Genomic DNA, 24,495 nt, shown 5'->3' with positions numbered 1-24,495 from the left:
CTGCGCACGTTGGTCTGCGCACGTTGGTCTGCGCACCTCGCGCTCGTTCCGGAACGCTAGTTGCGCTGCGCCGCGGCCAGCAGGTCCGGGCCGCGCCGGTCGAACAGCCGCCCGCCCGCGAAGATCCCGATGACGAGCACGACCACGCCGATCCCGATGCCCACCGCGAGCGTCAGCATCGACCACGGCTCGGCGCCGCGGACGAAGGCCAGCACCGCGAGCCACGCCGCCGGGACGGTGCAGAGCACGATGCCGATCACCATCATCGACTGCGCGACCGTCGCCGTCACTCCCGCGGCCTGTGGCTGCTGGAACGGGTGGTCACCCGGCCGCACGGTCGGGTAGGGCAGCAGGACGGACACGACGCTCGACAGCCCGAGTCCGGACAGCAGGGCACTGGCGCTCACGCCGATCAGCAGCGGGAACACCGTCCAGTCGTCGAACAACCAGGCGGACACCGCCGAGCCGGCCACGATCGCCGGCGCACCGACGACGAGCACCGGGACGACACGGCCGAGACGGTCGCTCCACCCGGGAGCCCCGGAGGCGACGTGCAGCCACACCGCGGTGTTGTCGTACGAGACGTCGTTGTGCGGCAGGAACCCGGCGATCAGCGCCATGAGCGGCAACGGCACGAGCGCGGTCCAGTGCCACGGCACCCCGGCGACCCCGAGCGGGATGACGACGAGCGGGACGAACAGGATGATCAGGTACGAGGTGCGGTACCGCGGGTCGCGCACCCAGTAGGTCAGGGCGCGGGCGGCGACGGCGGCGACCGGCGTCGAGCCGAGCCGGTCGAACCAGCCGAGCCCCTGGTAGCGCCGGGTCCGGGTGCGACCGTCGACGGTGTCGAGCGCCCGACCGACGAGTGCCCACCACGCCCAGGTCAGCAGGGCGACGACGGCGATCGCGACGAGCAGCTTGAGGAACCCGGTGCCGACGTGGCCGCTGGCGACCTCGGCGGGCACGGCCCAGGCGGCGCCCCACGGCGTCCACCCCGCGACGTCCGCGACGCGTTGCATCTCGGTGCCCTCGGGGTCGAGCCAATGGACGCGGAGCAGCAGCGAGACCGCCGGGATCGCGAGCACGATGATCACGAGCGCGACGAGCCACCCGGCGTCGCGGGACCGGTGCGGACCGATCAGCCGCGAGCCGACGGTGCAGCACACGCGGACCAGGAGCGCGCAGGTGGCGATCGCGAGCAGGCCGCCGATCACCGCGAGCACACCGGTGCCGGCGTCACGCGCCCAGGCGATCGACTGGGCGACGGCCACGACGACGACCCCGATCACCGGGACGCCGATCAGGCCTGCGACGACGAGGCCGATCGCGAGCCCGCGACGGCCGATGCCGAACACCGCGAAGCGCCGCGGGTCGAGCTGGTCACTCCGTCCGACGACGAGCGGGACGACGGTGAACGCGAACGCGATGAGCGTGCCGACCGGCACGGTGACCGCGCGGGCCGTGTCGGGGTCGGCGGAGCGCAGCGCGACCGTCTGCGTCGCGACGAACACGGCGGCGAGGAGCCCGACGAGGCTGCCGAGCACGACGAACACGGACCGGCGGGCGCTGCCGCGGACCTCGCCCGCGAGCAGGTCGGCCCTCAGCCGGAGAAGCTGTGCAACCATTCCATGCTCTCTGCCACGACGCGGCCGCCCGCGAGTTCGACGAACTTGTCCTCGAGGCTCTTGCGACCGCGCACCTGGGCCATGGTCCCCGAGGCGAGGACCTTGCCGCCGACGATGATGGCGACGGAGTCGCAGGTGCGCTGCACGAGCTCCATGGAGTGGCTGGAGAGCACGACGGTGCCACCCCCGCGCGTGTAGCGGCGCAGGATGTCGGTGATGGTCGCAGCGCTCACGGGGTCGACCGACTCGAACGGTTCGTCGAGCACGAGGACCCGCGGCGAGTGGATGAGCGTGGCGGCCAGGGCGATCTTCTTCGCCATGCCCACCGAGTAGTCGGCGACCTGGCGACCGAGCGCCTCGCCGAGCCCGAACGCCTCGGCCAGGTCGGTGCTGCGCTCACGGGCCGTGGCACCGTCGAGGCCGCGCAGGGTGGCCGAGTAGTAGAGCAGCTGCGCACCGGTGAGGCGGTCGAACAGCCGCAGGCGGTCCGGCAACACGCCGAGGCTGCGCTTGGCGGCCGTGGGGTCGGCCCAGACGTCGTGGTCGAGGACCGTCACGGATCCGGCGTCGGGACGCAGCAGACCGGTGATCATCGACAGGGTGGTCGTCTTGCCGGCGCCGTTGGGGCCGACCACGCCGAAGATCGAGCCCTGGCGGATCTCGAGGTCGACCTCGTCGACGGCGAGGGTCTGTCCGTACCGCTTGACGAGGCCGTCGGCGGCGAGCACGACGGGCTGCAGCTTCTGCGGGGCCTTGGGCGCCGTGGCCCGGGGGGCACGCTGCTTCGCGGCGGGGCTCGACGCGGTGTCGGTCTCCGGTGCGTCCGCCTCCGGTGCGCCCTGGGCCGTGTGCGCGGTCGCGTCCGTCGCGGACGTCGCGTCGCTCGCCGTGGGGCCGGGAGGCACGGTGCCGGACGTGCCGGCAGCCTTCGCCGGTCGCTTGGTGCGTTGCTTCGTGGTGCGCGCCTTGGCGGGTCGGGCGCCGGTGGTCGTCGTCGGGGCCGCTGCCGCGGCACGTGCCGCGGGACCGGGCGCTGCGGTACCGGGCGCTGCGGTACCGGGCGCTGCGTCCGACTGCGGCTCGGTGACCGGATCGGTGTCGGCGGCCGTGGTGTCGGCGGCCGTGGTGTCGTCGGTCATCTCGTCATCAACGGAGGCGTCGCGCGCATCCGGTTCCCCCATGTCGTCGTCGTCGGCGTCGTCCCCCGCCGCGGCGTCCACCCGGTCGGCGGCACGCTCGTCGGCGTCCTGCTCGTCGGTGTCACTCGCTTCGGTCATCCAGGCAGCGTCGGTCGTGGCGTACACGTCCTCGTTCTCTGCTCTGGCGGCCATCGCCCAACCGTACCAACGGTCTCCGGACAGCGGGGAACCGCCCGCTCCAGTGTCACGAAATGAGTACGAAGCGCGGCAGACCTACCCCTTGAGCGGGTGTTTCCGTATCATTCACCAGGGCACGAAGGAGTGTTCACCACTTGGAAACCTGCTCCGGCGGGCTCTCCGACACCGCGCAGCAGCCGGCCCCCGTGGCCAGCGGCGTCCGGTTCTCGGCGAACTCGGACGTTCCGCGAGCAGACTCGACGAGGCCCGCCCGTGCCCCAGGGCGCGCGGGCGGACACCAGAAGGGACCAGCATGACCACGCAGATCGTGATCCTCGCAGCGGGGATGGGCAGCCGGCTCGGCCGCAGCCTGCCGAAGCCACTCACGGAGCTCAGTGACGGCCGCACCATCATGCAGCAGCAGTTCGACAACATCCGCGCCGCGTTCGGTTCGAGCGCCCGCGTGACGATCGTCGTCGGCTACAAGTCGGAGCACATCGTCGAGGCCTTCCCCGACGCGTCCTTCGTCTACAACGAGTCCTACGACTCCACCAACACCTCGAAGAGCCTGCTGCGCGCCCTCAAGGCGACCGGCAAGAGCGGTGTCCTCTGGATGAACGGCGACGTGGTCTTCGACCCGATGGCGCTCGTCCGTGCGGCCGACATGATCGACGAGGACCACTCGTTCGTCAGCGTCAACACCGACAAGGTCTCCGACGAAGAGGTCAAGTACACCGTCGACGCCGAGGGCTTCATCCACAAGCTCTCCAAGCAGGTCGTCGGCGGGCTCGGCGAAGCCGTCGGCATCAACTACGTGTCGGCGAACGACAAGCAGGCCCTCATCCGCCAGCTCGGTCGCGTCGACGACCAGGAGTACTTCGAGGGCGGCATCGAGGCTGCCATCGCCGAGGACGGGCTACGCTGGTCCCCGATCGACATCTCCGACCTGTACGCGGTCGAGATCGACTTCGCCGAGGACCTCGAGCGCGCGAACAACCTGTTCGCCTGAACCTCCGTCAGGACCCCTTCGGCGGTTCCGCCCGAAGGGAAACCGTGACCACAGCGAGCGCGCCGACCGTGCCCGCGGCTGCCGCACCAGCGGCGACCCGGAGCGCCGGTCGGCGCTATCGTCATGCCCTCTGGCTGCTGACCGTCCGTGACCTCCGGGTCCGGTACTCGACGTCGGCGCTCGGGTACGTCTGGTCGATCCTCGACCCGCTCGTGATGTCGGCGATCTACTGGTTCGTCTTCACCCAGGTGTTCCACCGCGGCTCGGTCGGTGAAGACCCGTACATCGTCTTCCTGCTCTCCGCGCTGCTGCCGTGGATGTGGTTCACCGGGGGCGTCTCGGACTCCACCCGGGCGTTCCTCAAGGAGTCGAAGCTCATCCGCTCGACGACGATCCCCCGCACCATCTGGGTCGCGCGGATCGACGCGTCGAAGGGCATCGAGTTCCTGCTGAGCCTGCCGGTGCTGGCGGCCTTCGCGATCGCGACGGGTGCGCACCTGCACTGGCAGGTCGTCTTCTTCCCGCTGGCGATCGTGCTGCAGTGCGCGCTGGTGTACGGCCTCGGCCTGATCGTCGCGCCGCTCGTCGTCTTCTTCCGCGACCTCGAGCGGGCGACCAAGCTCGTCCTGCGCTTCCTGTTCTACGCATCGCCGATCATCTACGGCACGCACGCGCTGCCCGACGCCCTGCGCCCCATCGCCGCGGTCAACCCGCTCACCGGCATCTTCGGGATGTACCGCGCCGCGTTCTTCCCGAGCCAGCTCGACTGGCTCGAGGTCGGGGCGTCGGTGGTCATCACGGGCATCGTCCTGGTCATCGGCTTCGCGGTGTTCCGACGCAGTGAGCACCGCGTGCTGAAGGAGCTGTGATGACCGCCACCGACCAGACCCGACGCACCGAGACCGTCGCGCCGGTGATCTCCGTGCGCGACGCCGGCATCTGCTTCAAGCGCAACCGACGGGCGAGCCGCAACTTCAAGGACCTCTTCGCCGGACGCGGCCGCCGCAAGCGTGCCGACGAGTTCTGGGCGCTCCGCAACGTGTCGTTCGACGTCCGTCCGGGCGAGGCGATCGGCGTCGTCGGTCGGAACGGTCAGGGCAAGTCCACGCTCCTGAAGCTCGTGGCGCAGGTGATGCTGCCGGACGAGGGCCGGATCGACGTCGGGGCCGGCGTCGCGCCGCTCATCGAGATCACCGGTGGGTTCGTCGGCGACCTGTCCGTCCGCGACAACGTCTACCTGACCGCCGGCCTGCACGGCATGTCGCGCGCCGAGATCCGTGGCGCCTTCGACGAGATCATCGACTTCGCCGAGATCGCGGACTTCGTCGACACCCCGTACAAGCACCTGTCGAGCGGCATGAAGGTGCGCATCGCGTTCGCGGTGATCTCGCGGCTCGACGAGCCCGTCATCCTGGTGGACGAGGTCCTCGCCGTCGGCGACAAGGCCTTCCGCGAGAAGTGCTACAAGCGGATCGAGGAGCTCCTGGCCGGCGGTCGGACGCTCTTCTTCGTGTCCCACAGCGACAAGGACCTGCGCCGGTTCTGCGACCGTGGTCTGTACCTCGACAAGGGCCGGCTGCAGCTCGACGGCACCATCGAGGAAGCGCTGGCGCAGTACTCCGCCGACTACGGCGTCTGACCGGTCGGGTACTCCCCCTCCACAACCAGGGCACCACGGTGCCCCCTCCACAGCAACGGGTTCCCGGGTGCTGCGCCGGGGCCCCACCGTCGGACCCTCCCCCTAACGTTCCCCCCATGCACCACCCAGCACCCGCGTACGCCGTCCCGTTCACCATCGACCGCTCGCAGGCCCCGCGCCGGTACGACCTCGTCAACACCGGGGACGAACCGGTCGACGGCCTGACCCTCACCCACCTCGGCAACGGCTACAGCCCGCCGCTGGCGGTGCACCGGCTCGAACCGGGTCGACGTCTGTCCGTCGCCGTGTTCGGCGCGGATCCGCAGGACACCGGCGTCGTGATCGTCCGCTGGCGCCGTCCGGACCGCTCCGAGTACGTGTGGCGGATGTCACTGGTCGGTCAGGGGCTGCACCCGTGACCGACTCCGGACGCGGCTCAGCGTTCGCCGCGCTCGGCAGCGACGGTGCGCCAACGCTCCAGCAGCCACTCGACGGCAGCGTGGAACCTGGCCGTCGCGGCACCGGGCGTGGTGTCGCCGAAGTAGCGCGCCACCCACTGCTGCAGCTTGGCGAGCTCGGCTGCGTCCCCCACGGCGGCGTCGATCCGCGCGAGCACCGACGGCGCATCGGCCGCGGTCAGCCAGTTGGCATCGCTCAGGTAGCCGCGTTCGTCCACGTCGGCCTCCGGCGACACCGGGCGGGTCACGATCAGGGGCTTCCCGACCGCCAGGCGGTCGTAGATCATCGCGCTGATGTCGGTGATCGCCACGTCTGCGTCGGCCAGCTGCCAGCCGAGCTCGCCGCCCTCGTCGTGGACGTGGTGCGCGGCGGGGTCGGCCGCGTTCGCCGCCGTGATCGCCGCGACGATCCGCTCGTGCGCCGTTCGGTACGCCGGGTCGAGCACACCGCTCCGCGGGTGCGGGCGGTACACCAGGCGGTGGTGGGGCGACGCGAGCACCTGCTCGGCGATGGTGGTGCCGTGGGACGCGATCGAGCCGTACGCCGCGGCGCCGCGGTCGCCCTCCCACGTCGGTGCGTACAGCACGACGGTCCGGTCGTCGGCGGGGTACGGTGCCGCGCCGGCGAAGTGGTCGGCCTGCGGGCGGCCGATCGCGATGGTCCTGGCGTCGAGGTCGTAGTCCCACAGCGCCTCGGCGAGCCGGCCACGCGCGGCGTCCCCGGCGATCAACGCGTAGTCGTACGCCTTGAACTGGTTCGTCGTCATGTACATCTTGTCGCTCTCGCCGTGGTTGACGAAGACGTGCCACATACGCCCGTACCGCATCATCTGGAAGTTGCGGGCGTTCTGGTTGACGTAGAGCACCACCTTCGGCGCCTGGGTCTCGACGAACTGCTCCAGGTCGACGACCTGACGGGCGTACACGGCGGGGACGGGCGACTCGTCGATGAGCGTGGTCATCGTGCCCGGGCTGCGCGCGATGATCGCGACCGGGTGCGTCTTCGCCAGTTCAGCGAGCGGCGCGTACCACTGGCGCACCTGGTACATGTTCACGGGGCCGTCGGCGAAGTACACCGCGATCTCGATCGTGCCGGGCGCCGGCACCGCGACCGAGGGCAGGCGACGGGCGAGCGCCCGGCGGCTCCGGCGCGAGGCGAGCAGGCGCTGGGCCAGGCGCACGGCGGTCCGCACGTCACTGGTGATCGGCATGGACTGTCTCCCGTTCTGCGGTGGCGGTGGGGTTCGGGGTGGTCAGACGACGGGCGGGCGCCCAGCGAGCGTCATCCGGGCGACGGTCAGCCAGCTCATCGGTCGGGCCGGTCCGCAGTCGGTGGTCCATCCTTCGCGGATGCCGGCGAACCACGTCGTCAGGCGCCGCGGGTGTCGCCACCAGCGCGCGGTCTGGATCGCGGCCCACGAGCCGACGTAGAGCGGCCGGAGCGGTGCTGGCAGGTTCCGTCGGGCCAGCCACACCCGGTTGCGGGCGTTCAGGCGGTAGTACTCGGTGTGCCGCGCCGGGTCGATGGCCGGGTGGTGGGCGACCAGGTCGCCGGCGTACCAGGCACGTCGACCGGCGTCCCACACGCGCCACGCGAGTTCGATGCCCTCGTGCGCGTAGAAGTACTCCGCGCCCCAGCCCCCGACCACCCGGTACACGTCCATCGGCAGCACGGCGGCGCCCTCCCACACCGAGAACACCGGCGACGAGTGGTCCGGCTCGCCCTTGCGGATGCGCGGTACCCAGCGCCGTGGGTTCGCGGCGCCGGTCGGGTCGACCACGCGGGGCTGGACCAGGCCGAGCGACGGGTCGCGTTCGAAGCGGCCGACGGCGTCCTGCAGGAACGTCACCGAGGGGATCGAGGCGTCGTCGTCCAGGAAGAACACGTAGTCCCCGTCGACGACCTCGGCACCGGCGTTGCGGCCGGCCGGGATCCCGAGGTTCTCCGGCAGCGCCAGCGTCCGCACTCCGTCGGGCAGGCCGGTCGGCTCCCAGCCGTTGCCGACGCAGACCACGTCGAGTTCGACGCCCTGCTGCGCGAGCACGCTGTCGAGCCCACGGCGCAGGTCGTCGGGCCGGGTGCCCTGCGACAGGCTCACGACGGCGACTCGGGGTCGCTTCGGGTGCGCGACCGCGTGGCGGCGGACGGTGCTCGGGGTCACGGTGCCATCGGTCACCGTGTCGTCGGCCACCGCGTCGTCGGTCACCGCGTCGTCGGTCACGCCTTGACCCGCTTGGACGCGATGATCGCCAGGAAGTGTCCGACGGCCGCCAGCACGGCCAGCGGCAGCAGCGCCCCGACCAGGATCCGGCTGGCGAGCGTGTCGCCGATCACCAGTCCGATGAGCGCGAACAGGAACGCGAGCATGCTCAGCTCGACCGAGTGGTACAGGCGGTGGAACGGCAGGAAGCGGGCCAGGCGGCGGAGCGAGGCGAGCTTCCGGCCGGACGGCGCGGTCGAGGCGTCGCGTCGGTCGACGAGCTTGTCGAGCCCCGCGTTCGCCCGGGCGACGTGCACCATGTCGTTGAGGGCCTTGTTCAGCACGATGACCAGGCCGAGTGCGCAGCCGATCGTGGTCCACATCCAGTCGGCACCGTGGATCGGCCATGTGGCGGCCCGGATGCCCAGCGCGACCGGGATCAGTCCCTCGGTCGTGTAGTGCCCGACCTTGTCCAGGAACACCCCGGCGGGCGAGCGGGTGCCACGCCACCGTGCGACCTCGCCGTCGCAGCAGTCCACGAGCATCTGCAGCTGTCCGAGCACCAGGGCGAGCGCTGCGCCCCAGATGCCGGGGATGAGCAGGGCCGCGGCGATGCTCCACCCGACCAGGATCATCAGGCCGGTCACCTGGTTGGCGCTGACGCGGGTCTTCAGCAGCACCCAGGTCAGGTACGGCGAGACGTCGCGCAGGTACAACGACGCCGTCCAGTGCTCGGCATTGGCGCGGGCGCGGACCTCGTCCGGCTGGGCGACGGCCCGCAGCTCGGCGATCGACGTCGGGCGTGCAGATCCGCGGCCGTGGGTGGCGTGGTCGGTCATGGGGTCACCGTCCGGTGTGGGTGGTCAGCTCAGAGGTACGGGTGAGGAACCCGATGATGAAACCGAGCCCCCATCCCACGTGGATGCAGGGCAGCACCACGAGCAACCAGAGGAAGGTCGCCACCCCGGACCGGCGCGCGACGGCGACCGACCCGAGGACGACGAAGAGCAGGTACACGGCGGGCACGGCGAACCCGAGGAGCGCCCAGGCGACCGGGCTGCCGAGGGCTGCGCCGACGACACCGACGACGCCGGCGAGGATCCCGACGGCCATGGCGGCGACCATCGCCGGCGGCACGAAGTACCGCAGGCCGTTGTTCGCGGGGAACCGACGGGCGAGCTCGCCCCGCCACAATCCGGTGGCGACGAACTGCCGCACCAGGCGCTTCAGGCTCGGTCGCGGGCGGTACGTGACGACCAGCTCGGGCGTGAACCACACGGTGCCGCCGGTCTGGCGCAGGCGTCGGTTGAGCTCCCAGTCCTGGCCGCGCTTGATGCCCTCGTCGAACAGGCCGACCTCGAACAGGCGGTCGCGGCGGAAGACGCCGAGGTACGCGGTCTCGGCGGGGCCGGCGGTCCCACCGACGTGGTGCGGGGTGCCGCCGAGTCCGACGCGGCTGCCGTACGCCAGCGCGACGGCCCGCTCGAACGGGCTGCGGCCCTCGGCGCGCATGATGCCACCGACGTTGTCCGCACCGGACTCGAGCAGGGTCCGGACGGCGATGCGCGTGTAGTCCGGGGGCAGCACCGAGTGCGCGTCGACGCGGACCACGACGGGGTGCACCGACGCCGTGATCGCGACGTTCAGTCCGGCCGGCGTGGACCCGGCCGGGTTGTCGATCGCCCGGATGCGGGGATCGGCGGCGCTCATCTCGGCGACGAGCTCGTTCGTGCCGTCGATCGACGGCCCGAGCGCGAGGATGACCTCGAACACGCCGGCGTAGTCCTGATCGAGCAGGCTGGCGACCGCAGCGCGGACCTCGGTGACCTCGTTGAGCACGGGCATCACGTACGAGACGCCCGGCAGGGGCTGTCCGTCTGTCTGCATGCGTACCTCGGGGTGCTGGCTGGGTGCACGGGACGCACCGGGGCGGTGCCGCCCCGCAGAGCGACCATGAGCCTATCAAGACCCGAACCCGGAACCTGCGGGGCGCCCGCGACGCGACCCGCAGACGGACGGGAGGCCCGGCGCACGTCGTGCACCGGGCCTCCCGTCTTGTCCGTGGTGGCGTCAGCCCTTGCTGTCGTACGTGCCCAGGGTCACGTCCGCCTCGCGGGACTGCCCGTTCCGGAGGTAGCTGATCGTCGTCGACGCGCCGCCCGCGAAGTACCGGACCTGTGCCGTCAGGTCGGTGGCGTCCGAGACGGTCGCCGAACCGATCTTCGTGACGACGTCACCCTTCTGCAGACCGGCCTTCGCCGCCGCACCGCCGGACGAGACCGACTTGATGAGCGCACCCATCTGGGTCGCGCTCGCGTTCTCCGAGGCGTCGCCGACGGTGGCACCGAGCAGGCCGTGCGTGGCCGAGCCCTTGTCCTTGATCTCGTTCGCGACGCGCTTCACCAGGTTCGACGGGATCGAGAAGCCCACGCCGATGCTGCCGGCCGCCGAGTCCGACGACGACGAGCTGCCGGCCGAGGCGATGGCCACGTTGATGCCGATCAGCTTGCCCTTCGCGTCGAGCAGGGCGCCACCGGAGTTGCCCGGGTTGATCGATGCGTCGGTCTGGATGACGGGCAGCGAGACCGTGGTGTTCGCGGACGAACTGCTGCCGTTGTCGCCGTTGCCCCAGAAGTCGAACGGGCCGCTGCCGCCGTTGCCGCCCTCGTTCGAGTCGCCGCCCTCGCTGGGAGCGCTCGACGTGACCTGGATGCTGCGGTTCAGGGTCGAGACGATGCCGTCCGTGACCGTGTTCGACAGGCCCAGGGGCGCACCGATCGCGACCGCGGTGTCACCGACGTTGAGCTTCGTGGAGTCGGCGAACTCCATCGGCTTGAGGTCGGTCGCGTCGATCTTGATGACCGCGAGGTCCACCGTCGGGTCGGTGCCGATGAGCTTGCCCTCGTAGATCTTGCCGTTCGAGGTCGTCACGGTGATCGAACCGTTCGAGCTGTCGCCGTCGAGCGTCACCACGTGGGTGTTCGTGACGATGTAGCCGTCCTTGCTCATCACGACGCCCGAACCGGTGCCGGCCTCGTTGCTGGACGAGACGTTGATCGTCACGACCGACGGCGTCGCCTGAGCAGCGACCGCGGTGACGACGGTCGCGGAGTCGTAGTCGTTGACCGTGAGGTTGCCGCCCTGCGACGAACCGGACGACGACGTGACGGTGCCGCCCTGCGACGACCCGGCGAGCCACCCGGCGCCGCCGCCGACCAGACCCGCGACGACCAGTCCGGCGATGATCGGCAGGACGAGCTTGCTGCGCCCGGAGCGGGTGGTGGTCGTGGTGGCCGCTGCACCCGCCGTTCCGTCGGCGAAGTAGTGGCCGTTGCGCTGGTTCGCGCCGTCCACGTCGCCGAAGGCGCTCGTGGCGGACTGCGGCGCCTGCGCCGACGCCGTCGCGTACTCCGACGAGGACGCGGGGGCAGCGGCGGAGGCCGGCTGGGCGTACTCGCCGTACCGCGGCTGGCCCGCGGTCGGCTGCTGGCCGTACTGCGGCTGCTGGGCCTGGCCGTACTGGCTCTGCTGGCCGTACTGGCCCTGCTGGCCGTACTGCGACTGCTGACCGTACTGGGACTGCTGGTTCTGGCCGTACTGGGGCTGCTGGCCGTACGGGCTCTGCTGGGCCTGCCCGTACTGCGGCTGCTGGGCCTGCCCGTACTGGCTCGCCTGGGCCTGCCCGTACTGGCTCGTCTGGTCGGCGGCGGGCTGCTGGCCGGACTGGGACGCCTGCCCGTACGGGGAGGTCTGCTGGCCGTACCCGGCCGGCTGCTGGCCGGCATCGCGCTGCTGGCCGGCATCGCGCTGCTGGCCGGCATCGCGCTGCTGGCCGGCATCGCGCTGCTGGCCGGCATCGCGCTGCTGGTCGCCCGAGAGCGTCGGGTACGGGGCCGTGTAGCGGTCCGTGGGGTGGTCGGTCGCCGACGGGATCACGTCGGTGTGGTCGGCGCTCGTGGCGTCGTCGGACGGAGCCGCGTGCTGCGCGGAGTCGGCGGACCGCTCGGCGTTGTCGGGCTGCTCGGCGTCGTTGAACTGCTCGGAGTCGTTCGGCATCGACGTGGTCCCCTTCGTGGCCGCTGCGGCGGCGTCCTCACTGGCGGCAGGCGATGCCGCATCGTCCGGACGGCGGTCGTCGCCCTGCCCGTTGGGCGTGGTGTCGGTCATGCTGGACGTGCTCCTTTCAAGCTCGTGCAGTCTGTCGCAACCACCTGAGCGGTGCTTCTGGCGACGCTGGAAGCATCCTCTGCCGATCTTATGCGTGGGCTGTGGGTCCGTCCCCGGATCGCCGCCGGACGGCCAGCTAAGTTGGGGTCCTTTCAGCGCGACACGTCGTCGCCGTCACCGGAGGGAACCACATGCGGCACGCAGGACCCTGGTTGCGAGCAGCCGAGGGAGCGATGCTCCTGGGACCCGACGGCGTCCCCGCGCCCACCGTCTTCGCCGAGATGAGCGCCCTCGCCGCGAGCACCGGCGCGATCAACCTCGGGCAGGGCTTCCCCGACCAGGACGGCCCGGCCGAGGTGCTCGAGGCCGCGGTCCGCGCCGTCCAGGACGGCGTCAACCAGTACCCGCCCGGACGCGGGACGGCCGACCTCCGCACCGCCGTGGCCGAACACCAGCAGCGGTGGTACGGCCTCGAGGTCGATCCCGACCGGCAGGTCCTGGTCACCGCCGGCGCCACCGAAGCCCTCGCCGCGACGCTCCTCGCCCTGGTCGAACCGGGCGACGAGGTCATCACGTTCGAACCGTTCTACGACGCCTACGGTGCACTCGTCCGGCTCGCCGGCGGCACCCACGTCACCGTGCCCCTCACCGCTCCGGACTTCCTGCCGGACGAGGACACCCTGCGCGCGGCGTTCACCGACCGCACCCGCGTCGTGCTCGTCAACACGCCGCACAACCCGACCGGCCGGGTCCTGCCCGACGAGGTCCTGCGCACGATCGTGGAACTCGCGACGCGGTACGACGCCCTCATCGTCACCGACGAGGTCTACGAGCACCTGACGTTCACCGTCCCGCACACGCCGATCGCGACACTGCCCGGAGCCGCCGAGCGGACGGTGTCGATCTCGAGCGCGGGCAAGACCTTCAGCACCACCGGCTGGAAGATCGGCTGGCTCACCGCTCCCCCGACGCTCGTCGACGCGATCACGACGGTGAAGCAGTACCTGACCTTCGTCAACGGCGCACCGTTCCAGCCGGCCGTCGCCGTCGGACTGCGGTTGCCCGACGCCGTCTTCGCCGGGATCGCCGCCGAACTCGCCGCCAAGCACGAACTGCTCGCCTCAGGGCTTCGGTCAGCGGGCTTCGACGTCATGCGCCCGGACGGCGGGTACTTCGTCATCGCCGACACCGCGCCGCTCGGGTACGACGACGCCCGGGCCTTCTGCCTCGAACTGCCCGCCCTGGCCGGGGTCGTCGGCGTGCCGGTGTCGGCCTTCGTCCGGCCGGACCACGCCGCGGGCTACCGGTCCCTCGTGCGCTTCGCGTTCTGCAAGCGGCGTTCCGTCCTCGAGGACGCCGCGGGCCGCCTGGCACGCCTCCACGCGCCGTCCTGAGCCCGGTCCCGCCACCGGCGCAGTCGCGACCACGGATCGGACGGGAGCTGCCGGTCAGTGGCGAGCCGCGCCTCCAGGCCGGGCGCGCAGCGCGACGTCGTACCGGCGGAGTGCCAGCGACGGGTTGACCTGCCGGACCGCCTCGGTCACGGCGGTGTCGACGGTCGCGACGAGCGTGCCAGGCGCGGAGCCGGCTGACGCCACGGCGACACCGGAGGGGTCGAGCACCACCGAGGCGCCGATGCCGATCGGCGGCGTCTGGCCGACACCGACGACCCAAACGGTGTTCTCGATCGCCCGCGCGGTGAGCAGGGTCCGCCAGTGGTGCTCCTTGCCGGGGCCGCGCACCCACTCGGCCGGCAGCACGACGACGTCGGCCGCACCGTGCTCGGGTGCCGCCAGCCGCCGGGTGACCTCGGGGAAGCGCAGGTCGTAACAGGTCTCGAGCCCGATCCGGAGGCCTTCGAACTCGAAGACCGGCAGCTGCTCCGGGTCGCCGGACTCGATGCGGTCGGACTCTCGCGAGCCGAAGGCGTCGTAGAGGTGCACCTTCCGGTAGATCGCCGCGAGCTCGCCGGTGGGGAGCACCGCCACCAGGGTGTTGCGGAAGCGCGTGGGGCCTGCCGGGGTCGCCGCGTCGGTCGTCTCGGCGTCGGTCGTCTCGGCGATCCCGATGATCAGTGCGACACCGGTGTCGCGGGCGATGTCGCGGAGCCCGGAAACGAACGGGCCGTCCAGCGATTGCGCTGCGGCGACGAACCGGTCGTCGATGTCGGCGCTGAAGTACGACGAGTACTCCGGCGTGACGAGCAGGGCCGCTCCCCGCGCCGCGGCGTCGGCTGCCGCGGTCCGGACGGTCTCGAGGTTGGCTGCAGGGTCGTCCACGGGAGCGAACTGCGCGGCGGCGATCGTGAGGGTGCCCATCCGCCGAGCGTACTCGGCGGGATCCGACGCCCTTGGGCGCACTCCGGCATGCACGAGTCCAGGGATGCGTCCACGAACGAGGAAAGCCCCGGTCCTTTCGGACCGGGGCTTTCGTGTGACGCTTGGTTGCGGGGGCAGGATTTGAACCTACGACCTCTGGGTTATGAGCCCAGCGAGCTACCGAACTGCTCCACCCCGCGGCACATTGAATAGCCTACACACGGTCGTGGCGGGGCACAAATCGTGTGCCCCGCCACGGCGTGTCAGCTGCCGTCTTCGGCCGCGGTCGCGGCCTCGATCGCGTCCTGCAGGCGCTTGTCGGCCTCGGCTGCGGCCACCAGATCGTTGTCGGCGTAGGCGTCCTGACGGTCCTGCAGTGCGGCCTTCGCGTCGGACAGCGCCTTCTGGAGCGCGTCGTTGTCGACGGTGCCCGAGCCGGTCGAGCCACCGGTCGAACCGGAACCCGAGTCGGAGCCGGAGCCGGCGTCGGACGAGCCCGAACCGGAGTCGCTCCCCGAACCACTGGCATCGGAGTCTCCGGCAGCAGCACCCGAGTCACCGCCGAACAGCGAGTTGAGCGCCTCGTCGAGGGTGTCCTCGAACGCGATCTTGTCGCCGAACGCGACGAGCACCTTCTGCAGGAGCGGGTACGAACCGCTCGACGTCGACTGGACGTACACGGGCTGCACGTAGAGGAAGCCGCCGCCGACCGGCAGGGTGAGCAGGTTGCCCTGCTTTACCGTCGAGTTGCCGCGCTTCAGGATGTTCAGCTCCTGCGACACCGTGGTGTCCGAGTTGAACAGGTTCTGCACCTGCGCCGGGCCCGGGATGTTGTCGGTCTTCGGCATCGTCAACAACGTGAGCTTGCCGTAGCCCGACGCCTTCTTGCCCTTGCCCGCACCTCCCGCGTCGGAGTCGGCGGCCAGGTACCCGGTCAGCACGTTGCGGTTGTTCGCCCCGGCGGACTGCTGGGGGATGTAGGTCGTGTACAGGTTGTACGCGGTCTCCTGCCCCGGCACCTTCATCGTCAGGTAGTACGGATCCTGCAGGTTCGCCTTGCTCGCGGTGGTCGTCGTCTGCGCGCCCAGGGCGTTCGTGGTCGTCGACGTGTCCGCGGCGCTCGCATCCGTGTCGGTCGACCCAGTGGTTGTGGGCTCCTGTGGCGTGTTCCACGCGTCGTCACCCGAGTAGAACGAGTTCGCGTTCGTCACGTGGTACGTGCCGAGGATCGACCGCTGCACCTTGAACAGGTCCGTCGGGTACCGGACGTGGTCCAGCAGCTCGGCGCTCATGCTCGACACCGACTTCACCGACGTCGGGAAGATCTTCTCCCACGTCTTCAGCACCGGGTCCTTGGTGTCCCACGCGTAGAGGGTCACCTTGCCCGTGTAGGCGTCGACCGTGGCCTTCACCGAGTTGCGGATGTAGTTGACCTGGTCGGTGCGGTACGCCGAGGACTCCGAACCGGCGATGCTGTCCGACAGGCTCTGGCTCTGCGAGTACGGGTAGGCGTCGCTCGTCGTGTAGCCGTCGACGACCCACTGGATGCGGTGGTCGACGATCGCCGGGTAGGCGTCGCTGTCGACCGTCAGGTACGGAGCGACCTTCTGAACGCGCGTGATCGGGTCGCGGTCGTAGAGGATCTGCGAGTCCTTGTTGACCGCGTCCGACAGCAGGACCTGCTCCGACTGGAACTTCGCCGCGTAGACGAGTCGGTTGAAGAAGTTGCCCAAACTCGGTCCGCCGTCGCCGGAGTACGTCGTGGTGGCGTTGCCGCCGTTGTCGTCGTCGGAGCCGGACGGGTAGTCGAGCTCGACGTCCTTCGACCCCTTCGGCGCGCCGACGATCGAGTACGCCGGCGAGGTCTCGCCGAAGTACACGCGCTGCTGGAAGTCACCCAGCGCACCGTTCGAGGGGATGCCCGACTCGAGGAAGACCGGCTTGCCGTCGCTCGCGCGCTGGTTGCCGAAGGCCGCGGTCACGCCGTAGCCGTGGGTGTACACGAACGCCCGGTTGTACTGGGTGTTCGCAGCCGAGCTCAAGCCGTCGAGGTCGATGTCGCGCACCGCGATGACGGTGTCCTCGGTCTCGCCCTTGACGTCGTACCGGTCGACGTCGAGCTCGTCCGGGAACTGGTAGTACTGCCGGTACTGCTGGAGCTGGCTGAAGGTGTCGGAGACGATCTTCGGGTCGATGAGGCGGATGTTCGCCGTCGTCTGGGCGTCCTGCGCGAGGGCGCCGGAGCTGGCCTCGGTCGTGGCGTCGTAGTTCTGTTCCTTGACGTCGGAGACACCGTAGGCGTCACGCGTGGCCTTGATGTTCCGCTCGATGTACGCGGACTCGTACGTACGCTCCGAGGGCTTGACCTGCAGGCGCTGGACGATCCAGGGGTAGATGCCACCGATGACGATCGCGGCGACGAGCAGCAGGCCGGTGCCGACGATCGAGATGCGCCAGCGGCCGATCACCGCGGTGACGATGAACAGGATCGCGACGATCGCCGCGATGCCCGCCATGATCTCGCGACCCGGGATGACCGCGTTGACCTCGGTGTACTGGGCACCGGTGATGAGCGAGTTCGACTTGGTGAGCGCCGCGTACTGGTCGAGCCACAGGCTCACGGCCTGCAGCGCGATGTAGAGCGCGGCAGTGACGGCGAGCTGGATGCGCGCTGCTCGGGAGATCCGGACTTCACGTCCCCCGAAGCGCAGCGCGCCGTACAGGTAGCAGGCAGCGAGGGCGGCGAGCCCCGCGATCAGCACCACGGCCGACGAGTACGCCACGATCGAGCGCCAGAACGGCAGCTCGAAGACGTAGAAGCCGATGTCCAGGCCGAACTGCGGGTCCGTCTTGCCGAACGGGGTCCGGTTGAAGTACTCGAGCACCATGCTCCAGCGCCCCGAGGTCGACAGCCCGGCGAAGATGCCGAGCACCACCGGGATGCCGATCATGACGGCGCGGCGCAGTGGTTCGATGACCTGCTGGTACCGGTCCAGCTGCGAGTTGAGCTTCGCGTAGACCGGGCGGTACCGGAAGGCCAGTCCGATGCTCAGGAAGACCGGGATCGCCATTCCCAGGAAGCCCGCGAGGAACATCAGGGTCCCCGCGATCCACCGCGTCGTGAGGACCTGCTGGAACCCGAGCTGCGCGAACCACGCGTAGTCGGTGTACAGGCTGGCGAAGATGAAGAAGCCGATCACCAGTGCGGCCAGCACGATGATCGTGACCACGATCGGGACCCGCGGCGAACGCCGCCCCGAGGTGGACGAGGTTGTCGTCACTTGATGTGCTCCAGACGTGTCGGACCGGCGGGCCCGGCTCGCGGCGGGCCGTCAGTGCACTGATCCTATTGGACCGGGCGGACTGTGAAACTGTGCGAGGACTCAGGAACCCGGTCAGGAACCGCAGCGGGCGAGCTTCGCGGTGCTCTTCCCGTCGGCGATGGTCTGCAGGTCGGTGACGGCCTGGTCGAGCGTCGACACCTTGTAGACGTCGAGCCCGTCCGGCACGTGCCCGACGACCTCGCCGCAGTTGTCTGCCGGGGCGAGGAACACCGTCGCTCCCGCTTCCCGCGCCCCGTAGAGCTTCTGCCGGATGCCGCCGATGGCTCCGACCTCGCCGTCGGCGGTGATCGTGCCCGTGCCCGCGACGTGCTTGCCACCGTTCAGCTTGCCTGGTGTGATCTCGTCGATGATCCCGAGCGCGAACATCATGCCGGCCGAGGGGCCGCCGACGTCCTGCAGCTTGATCGAGACGTCGAACGGGAAGTCGTACTTCTCCGTGACGCCGACGCCCAGGAGCGCGGTGCCCTGCTCGTCGCGCGGGGTCACCCGGACGTCCTTCGTCGCACCGTCGCGCTCGATGGTGACGGTGGCCGGGGTCGAGGTGCCGTGCTTCGCGACGAGCTCCCGCAGCGAGGTGGCGTCGGCGTTCGTCGTGAGCGAGGTGCCGTCGAAGGCCGTGATGACGTCGCCCTTCTCGATCGGGCCGTCAGCAGCCGAACCCTTCTGCACGGTGCCGACCTCGAGCTCCGTCGGCAGGTCGTTGCCCTGCTGGATGAGTGCTGCGGCCACGGCGGACTGCTGCGACGCCTGCATGTCGGCGGAGTCCTGCTGGTTGACCTGCTCGGTGGTGGTGCCGGTCGGGTAGATCGCCTCGACCGGGATCACGGCCTCGGACTTCGTGAAGATCGCCCGGACGACGCTGGTCCACGACGGACGGTTCGTCGCGTCGCCCTGGATGCCGACCGTCAGCATGTCGAGCGCCCCGGCGGTGGGGTAGGTCTCGTGTCCGGAGACCTGGATCAGCTTGACGTCCTTCGCGTCCTTGCCCGTGCCCTGCTTCTGCGTCCCGATGGTGTTGTAGACCGGTCCGGGGACCTCGATCAGGTACGGGCTCGGCAACACGCTCGCCAGGATCCCCAGCACGACGGCGCCGATCACGAACGCCCACCCGACGGTCCTGGCACGCGAGCGACGACGGGGCGCGGGGGTGAAGAGGGTCACGCGGGGTCCTTCCAGGGGCGGTCGCCGGGCCTGACGGCGGGGCGGTCGTCCGCGCCGTGTGGCGGGACTGTTCGCCCTCGGCGCAGCGGTTCGGGCGTTCCCACGGGGGCATCCCAGGTGCGGCCCCGTGAGCAGCGATTAGCGTAGTCGGCATGCCTGATGAACCACAGCCGGGGCCGGACGACGACTTCCAGGAGATGCTGCGCAAGCTGCTCTCGGGCGAGGGCCAGATCGACCCGTCGCAGCTCGCCGGTGCAGCCGGCCTGCCGAACGACCCGGCCTTCGTCGCGAACCTGATGAGCCAGCTGCAGCGGGCCGCGCAGTCCGGCGGCGACGGCATCGACTTCTCCGCGACCGCCGAGCGCGCCACCGCGATCGCCCGCGAGGGTGGGCACGCCGTCGACCCGGTGGCCTCGCAGGCGGCCGACCAGGCGTTCCAGGTCGCCGCGCTGTGGCTGGACGAGGTCACCACCGTGGCCGAGCTCACCGCCACGCCGAGCCTGTACACGCGCGAGCAGTGGGCGAAGGCGACGGTGCCGGTGTGGACCCAGATCGCCGAGCCCGTCGCGTTCAGCATCGCCGATGCGCTGACCGAGGCCATCGACCAGCGTGCTCCGGAAGAACTCAAGGCGATGCTCGGCGACGTCTCGAAGGCGATGCGCGGCGTCGGCGGGGCCCTCTTCGCCATCCAGCTCGGCCAGGTGGTCGGCCAGCTGTCGAAGGAGGTCGTGTCCGGCGGCGACGTCGGTGTCCCGCTGCTGGACGAGCAGGTGGCCGCACTCCTGCCGCAGAACGTGGCCGAGTTCGCCGAGGGGCTCGACGTCTCCGAGGACGAGGTCCGCATCTACCTGGCGGTCCGCGAACTCGCCCACGCACGGCTCTTCCGTTCGGCCCGGTGGCTGCGACTGCACATCATCTCGTCGATCACCGACTACGCGCGGGGCATCCACATCCCCTTCGACCGCGTCGAGGAGCTCGCCGCGGACATCGACCCGACCAACCAGGAGCAGCTGCGGGACGCGCTCGCCTCGGGTGCGCTCATCCCGCCGCGCACGCCCGAGCAGGACGCTGCGCTGGCACGTCTCGAGACCATGCTCGCGCTCGTCGAGGGCTGGGTCGACACGGTGACCGCCGCCGCAACCGTCCGGCTGCCGAAGAGCGGTGCCATCGCCGAGATGGTCCGCCGTCGCCGGGCAGCCGGAGGACCCGCCGAGTCCGCGTTCGCGACGCTCGTCGGCCTCGAACTGCGACCCCGCCGTCTGCGCGAGGCCGCCGCGATGTGGCAGCGGGTGACGGACGAGCTCGGTGCCGAGCAGCGTGACGCGCTCTGGTCGCACTTCGACCTGGTCCCCACGTCCGACGACGTCGACGCGCCGGACGCCCTGGTCGCCCGACTGCGGAACCCCGCGCAGACGGAGGAGGACGACGCGTTCGACAAGGCGCTCGAGGACCTGCTCAACGACGCCACCGGCGCCCGTCCGCACGAGGACGAGTCCGGCCGGATCGACGACGGCGCCCCGGGCACCGACGGAACGGGCACCGGCGAGAGCGGCCCCGACGGAACGGGCACCGGCGAGAGCGGCTCCGACGGAACAGGCACCGACGAGGACCGCCCCGGCGGCCAGCCCAGCTGAGTCCGGCCCCGCCGAGTTCTCCACAGATCCACCACCCGGCCCCACGCGTGCCCCCGACTCGGGCACCGTGGGGTCATGGGCATCCGCATCGATCCGACACTCGAGTTCGTCTGGCGCGACCCCACGACGGTGCAGCTCGGGGTCGATCCGCCTCGTGCCGTCGTCGACGTCCCGACCGCGGGCGAGGAACGGTTCCTCAGTGCCCTGCGGCGTGAGACGGGGCGCGAGGCGCTGAGCGGCCTCGCCGTCAGCTCGGGCTGCCCACCGGACGTCGCCGCGCGCGTGCTCGGGGCGGCGTCCCCCGCGGTGATCGACGTCCTGCCTGAACCGCTCGAACGGGTCGAGGTGCACGGGGCCGGCGGGTTGGCGGACACGATCGCGGCGCACCTGTCCGGCGAGGGCGTGACCGTCGCTCGGACCTCGTCCCCGCGGGGCGGCCCCGTCGACCTGCCGGAGCACGAACCCCGGCTCGCCGTGGTGGTCGCCGACCACGTCGTCGACCCCGCGCTCCGCGCCGCCTGGACCCGCAGGGGCGTGCCGCACCTGGCGGTCGTGGTGGGCGACGGACGCATCCGCCTCGGGCCGTTCGTGGTCCCGGGGGCCGGCCCGTGCCTCCAGTGCGCGGAGCTCGCACGCGTGGACGACGACCCGGCGTGGCCCGCGATCGCGTCGCAGCTGTGGGGACGACCACCGGCGCCACTGTCACCGTGGCGGTCCGCCGCGGTGGCCGCGGCCACCACCCGGCTGCTCGTGCAGCGCCTGCCGCTCCGGTCGCAACGTGCCGACCCGGACCAGGTGGTGTTCGACCGCGACGACCTGGCCGTCAGCCGCTGGTCGGTGCCGTTCCATCCGCGGTGCGCGTGCCGAGCGCTGCCAGGAACCGACTCGGAGCACGGGCTCCCCCACGCGTGGAACCCTGTCTCGACCACGTGATCGTCACGGTCCGCCGGGCACGGGTCAGGCCGACGTAGAACAGGCGCCGTTCTTCGTCAACCTCGGCGTCCGTCGTGGCGTGCGAGATCGGCAGGAGCCCCTCGGCGGCGCCGGCGATGACCACGTTCGGCCACTCGAGGCCCTTGGACGAGTGCAGGGTCGCCAGGGTGACGGCGTCGACCTCGGGCTCGTGGTGGGTCGCGGCACGGTCCACCAGGTCCTGTGTGAACTGCTGCATGGTCGTCCCGGCGGGGGCGTCCTCGGCCAGGCCCATGATCGCCTGCAGCGCTTCCCACTGCTCGCGGACGGCGCCGGTGCCCTCGGGGGCGGTCGACGTCCACCCGCTGACCTGCAGCACGAGGCGGACACGGCGGGTCAGTTCGTCGTCGGTCTGCCGGATCGCCTCGCCGCGCATGTGGTGCACCGCGAGCTTCACCTCGGGCCGGTTGAAGAAGCGCGTGCCGCCCTGCACCCGGTAGGGGATGCCGTTGCGGCCGAGCGCGGACTCGAGGGCCGCGGACTGGGCGCCGACGCGGAACAGCACCGCACAGTCGCCGTACGACGCTCCGCCGGCGACGAGTTCCGCGATGCGTCGGGCGATGGTCTGCGCCTCGTCGCCGTCGTGCACGCACGGCACCACGACGGGGTCGGGACCGGACTCGTCCGTCTGGGCGACCAGGTCGAGCGCGCCCGGTTGCCCGCGCATCAGGGCGTTGGCGGCGTGCACGACCTCGCGGGTGGAGCGGTAGTTCCGCTCGAGTCGCACGACCGATCCGCGGGGGAACTCCGAGCCGAAGCCGAGCAGGTAGTCGCTCGACGCACCGGCGAACGAGTAGATCGTCTGGCTGGCGTCGCCGACGACGCACAGGTCGTCGCGGCCGCCGAGCCAGGCCCGCAGCAGGTCGTGCTGCACGGGCGAGACGTCCTGGTACTCGTCGACGACGAAGAACCGGTACTGCTGCCGCACGTAGGACGCCACCCGCGGCTCCGACTCGACCATGCCGAGCGTGGCGAGCAGGACGTCCTCGAAGTCGAGCTGTCGGCGGTCGTCCTTCAGGCGCTCGTAGGCCTTCATCAGGTCGATCACCCGGCGCGGTGAGGTGTCGCGCGGCATCACGCGCCCGGCGGCAGCGGCCTCGTACTCCTCGAGCGAGAGCATCTGCACCTTGCGCCACTCGACCTCGGCGGCCAGGTCGCGCAGCACCGGGGTGTCGACCGACATCCCGACGGTGTCCGCGGCGTGCGCGATCATCCGGCCCTTGGACTCGACGATCTTCGGTGCGTGCCCGCCGACGGTGTCCGGCCAGAAGTAGCTGAGCTGCGCCATCGCCGCGGCGTGGAAGGTCCGAGCCTGCACCGTGCCGGCGCCGAGCGAGCGGAGCCGCGACCGCAGTTCCCCGGCGGCGCGGGTGGTGAACGTCAGCGCGAGGACGTGGTTCGGCGCGTAGGTGCCGGTCGCGACCCCGTAGGCGATGCGGTGGGTGATCGCACGGGTCTTGCCGGTGCCGGCGCCCGCCAGGACCGCGACGGGGCCGAGCAGGGTCCGGGCGACGGTTCGTTGCTCGGTGTCGAGAGCGGCGAGGAGTTCATCGGGCGACGGCGGACGGACCTCGGCCGAACCGGCCGAACCGGCCGACCCGGTCGAACCGGTCGAACCGGTCGAACCGGCCGACCCGGCCGACCCGGCGCCAGCTGGCACCGGCCCACGACCAGCGCTGCTCACGGCAGGTCCAGCGGCCCGCCGTACCACTCCTCGATGATGGCGCGGGCGATCGAGGTCCGACCGGGCAGCAGCAGGGTCTCCCCCGCACGCTCCCGGATGTCCTCGCGCGAGAACCAGCGCACGTCGAGGATCTCGACGCCGTCGGGCCGGGCAGTGGACGGGTCGCCGTCCACCGCGCGGGCACGGAAGCCGACCATCAGCGACGCGGGGAACGGCCACGGCTGCGAGCCGAGGTACTCGGGCTCCTCGACGTGCACGCCGGACTCCTCGAAGACCTCGCGGCGGACGGCGTCCTCGAGCGACTCCCCCGGTTCGACGAACCCGGCGAGCAGCGAGTAGCGGTTGGCGTCCCACGCGGCGTTCGAGCCGAGCAGGATGCGGTCGTCGGCGTCGACGACACCGACGATGATCGCGGCGTCGGTGCGCGGGAAGTGCTCGTGTCCTTCGGGGTCGCGGCGGACCCAGCCGCCGGTGACGACGTCGGTCGCGGACCCGGTGCGGGGCGAGAAGCCGTGGACGGCGTGCCAGTTCGCCATCGCCACGGCCTCGACAGCCAGGCCCTGGTCGCGCGGGGACAGCTCGGTGCCGAACATGCGCAGGCTCTCCCACGCGTCGTCGGACGGTTCGATGGCCGACGCGGTGGCGTCGTCGACGAAGGCCGCGACGAAGCGGGTGCCGGCGGGGGCGTCGGCAGCGTCGGACACGGCGCGGCCGAGGTACAGCGTCACGGTGCCGTCGGGCACGTCGGCCGCGGTCACGAACCGCAGGGTGCCGTCGGCGTTCCGGAGCATCTCCGAGCCGTGCACCGGCAGGTACCGGGTCGCGGAGTCCTCGCGCAGGACCCGGTCGAGGTCCGGCGTCGTGCGGAACTCGGCGTCGCGGTCGAGTTCGTTGCGGGACAGCGGGAGCCGGGAGGCGAACTCGACGGTCACGGCAGAGGGCTCCTCGGTTCGGGTGCAGGCGA

19 protein-coding genes and 1 tRNA gene are annotated in these 24,495 nt (G+C 71.1%); 7 read left to right on the top strand and 13 right to left on the bottom strand.

Annotated elements, in window-relative coordinates; all coding sequences use genetic code 11:
* Window positions 1-56: 56 nt before the first annotated feature.
* Window positions 57-1,628, bottom strand: coding sequence for an ABC transporter permease (locus tag EDF42_RS15390; protein WP_123673152.1), 1,572 nt, complete (start codon window positions 1,626-1,628; stop codon window positions 57-59).
* Window positions 1,604-2,959 (bottom strand): ABC transporter ATP-binding protein, encoded by a 1,356-nt coding sequence (locus EDF42_RS15385; protein ID WP_260235528.1) that lies wholly within the window; start codon window positions 2,957-2,959, stop codon window positions 1,604-1,606. The genes EDF42_RS15390 and EDF42_RS15385 overlap by 25 nt, the downstream gene beginning before the upstream one ends.
* 298 nt (window positions 2,960-3,257) lie before the next feature.
* Here EDF42_RS15385 and EDF42_RS15380 point away from each other — a divergent pair, with 298 nt between their 5' ends.
* The 4 genes from EDF42_RS15380 (at window position 3,258) to EDF42_RS15365 (ending at window position 6,011) form a co-directional block, all read left to right on the top strand.
* The gene (locus EDF42_RS15380) at window positions 3,258-3,953 is read left to right on the top strand and encodes an NTP transferase domain-containing protein (RefSeq protein WP_111085011.1); all 696 of its coding nucleotides are present in this window, start codon (window positions 3,258-3,260) and stop codon (window positions 3,951-3,953) included.
* Between the two features lie 44 nt (window positions 3,954-3,997).
* Window positions 3,998-4,822, top strand: a complete 825-nt coding sequence (locus EDF42_RS15375; protein WP_395865686.1) for an ABC transporter permease — start codon at window positions 3,998-4,000, stop codon at window positions 4,820-4,822.
* Window positions 4,822-5,592, top strand: coding sequence for an ABC transporter ATP-binding protein (locus tag EDF42_RS15370; RefSeq protein WP_123673150.1), 771 nt, complete (start codon window positions 4,822-4,824; stop codon window positions 5,590-5,592). The genes EDF42_RS15375 and EDF42_RS15370 overlap by 1 nt, the downstream gene beginning before the upstream one ends.
* 116 nt (window positions 5,593-5,708) lie before the next feature.
* Window positions 5,709-6,011 (top strand): hypothetical protein, encoded by a 303-nt coding sequence (locus tag EDF42_RS15365; protein ID WP_111085009.1) that lies wholly within the window; start codon window positions 5,709-5,711, stop codon window positions 6,009-6,011.
* 17 nt (window positions 6,012-6,028) lie between these two features.
* On the opposite strand, the gene EDF42_RS15360 is transcribed toward EDF42_RS15365, so the two are convergent.
* The 5 genes from EDF42_RS15360 to EDF42_RS19055 form a co-directional block, all read right to left on the bottom strand.
* Window positions 6,029-7,261, bottom strand: a complete 1,233-nt coding sequence (locus EDF42_RS15360; protein WP_123673148.1) for a CDP-glycerol glycerophosphotransferase family protein — start codon at window positions 7,259-7,261, stop codon at window positions 6,029-6,031.
* Window positions 7,262-7,303: 42 nt separating this feature from the next.
* Complete coding sequence (locus tag EDF42_RS15355) at window positions 7,304-8,212, bottom strand: glycosyltransferase family 2 protein (protein ID WP_123673268.1); 909 nt, start codon at window positions 8,210-8,212, stop codon at window positions 7,304-7,306.
* 56 nt (window positions 8,213-8,268) lie between these two features.
* Complete coding sequence (locus EDF42_RS15350) at window positions 8,269-9,090, bottom strand: CDP-alcohol phosphatidyltransferase family protein (RefSeq protein ID WP_123673146.1); 822 nt, start codon at window positions 9,088-9,090, stop codon at window positions 8,269-8,271.
* A gap of 4 nt (window positions 9,091-9,094) precedes the next feature.
* Entirely contained in the window at window positions 9,095-10,138 is a 1,044-nt protein-coding gene (locus EDF42_RS15345; RefSeq protein WP_123673144.1) for a glycosyltransferase family 2 protein, read from the bottom strand.
* A gap of 183 nt (window positions 10,139-10,321) precedes the next feature.
* Entirely contained in the window at window positions 10,322-12,418 is a 2,097-nt protein-coding gene (locus EDF42_RS19055; RefSeq protein WP_260235527.1) for a S1C family serine protease, read from the bottom strand.
* 191 nt (window positions 12,419-12,609) lie between these two features.
* Between EDF42_RS19055 and EDF42_RS15335 the strand changes: the two genes are divergently transcribed.
* A complete protein-coding gene (locus EDF42_RS15335; protein WP_123340726.1) occupies window positions 12,610-13,812 on the top strand; it encodes an aminotransferase class I/II-fold pyridoxal phosphate-dependent enzyme in 1,203 nt (400 codons plus the stop codon).
* Between the two features lie 54 nt (window positions 13,813-13,866).
* Here the strand turns inward: EDF42_RS15335 and EDF42_RS15330 are convergent, their stop codons facing one another.
* The 4 genes from EDF42_RS15330 to EDF42_RS15315 all read right to left on the bottom strand — a co-directional run bounded on the left by EDF42_RS15330 (window position 13,867) and on the right by EDF42_RS15315 (window position 19,241).
* Window positions 13,867-14,736 carry a carbon-nitrogen hydrolase family protein gene (locus EDF42_RS15330; protein WP_123673142.1) on the bottom strand — a complete coding sequence of 290 codons (870 nt, stop codon included), beginning with the start codon at window positions 14,734-14,736 and terminating at the stop codon, window positions 13,867-13,869.
* Window positions 14,737-14,859: 123 nt separating this feature from the next.
* Window positions 14,860-14,936, bottom strand: a tRNA-Met gene (locus EDF42_RS15325).
* Window positions 14,937-14,999: 63 nt separating this feature from the next.
* Window positions 15,000-17,966: a UPF0182 family protein gene (locus EDF42_RS15320; RefSeq protein ID WP_185040984.1), complete on the bottom strand. Its 2,967-nt coding sequence runs from the start codon at window positions 17,964-17,966 to the stop codon at window positions 15,000-15,002.
* A 165-nt stretch (window positions 17,967-18,131) separates the two neighbouring features.
* On the bottom strand, window positions 18,132-19,241 hold the full coding sequence (locus EDF42_RS15315) for a PDZ domain-containing protein (protein ID WP_260213508.1): 1,110 nt from the start codon (window positions 19,239-19,241) through the stop codon (window positions 18,132-18,134).
* 152 nt (window positions 19,242-19,393) lie between these two features.
* On the opposite strand from EDF42_RS15315, the gene EDF42_RS15310 reads away from it, so the two are divergent.
* Window positions 19,394-20,875: a zinc-dependent metalloprotease gene (locus EDF42_RS15310; protein ID WP_260235526.1), complete on the top strand. Its 1,482-nt coding sequence runs from the start codon at window positions 19,394-19,396 to the stop codon at window positions 20,873-20,875.
* Window positions 20,876-20,950: 75 nt separating this feature from the next.
* Window positions 20,951-21,808 carry a hypothetical protein gene (locus tag EDF42_RS18690; protein WP_148067805.1) on the top strand — a complete coding sequence of 286 codons (858 nt, stop codon included), beginning with the start codon at window positions 20,951-20,953 and terminating at the stop codon, window positions 21,806-21,808.
* On the opposite strand, the gene EDF42_RS15300 is transcribed toward EDF42_RS18690, so the two are convergent.
* On the bottom strand, window positions 21,699-23,531 hold the full coding sequence (locus EDF42_RS15300; RefSeq protein ID WP_260235525.1) for an ATP-dependent helicase: 1,833 nt from the start codon (window positions 23,529-23,531) through the stop codon (window positions 21,699-21,701). The genes EDF42_RS18690 and EDF42_RS15300 overlap by 110 nt on opposite strands.
* The gene (nudC, locus tag EDF42_RS15295; RefSeq protein WP_123673138.1) at window positions 23,528-24,463 is read right to left on the bottom strand and encodes an NAD(+) diphosphatase; all 936 of its coding nucleotides are present in this window, start codon (window positions 24,461-24,463) and stop codon (window positions 23,528-23,530) included. The genes EDF42_RS15300 and nudC overlap by 4 nt, the downstream gene beginning before the upstream one ends.
* Window positions 24,464-24,495: the final 32 nt, after the last annotated feature.

Source organism: Curtobacterium sp. PhB172 (genome assembly GCF_003752545.1).
Classification (GTDB): Bacteria; Actinomycetota; Actinomycetes; order Actinomycetales; family Microbacteriaceae; genus Curtobacterium.
Note: the sequence above shows the minus strand (reverse complement) of the source record. Positions and strands in the feature narration are given on the sequence as shown.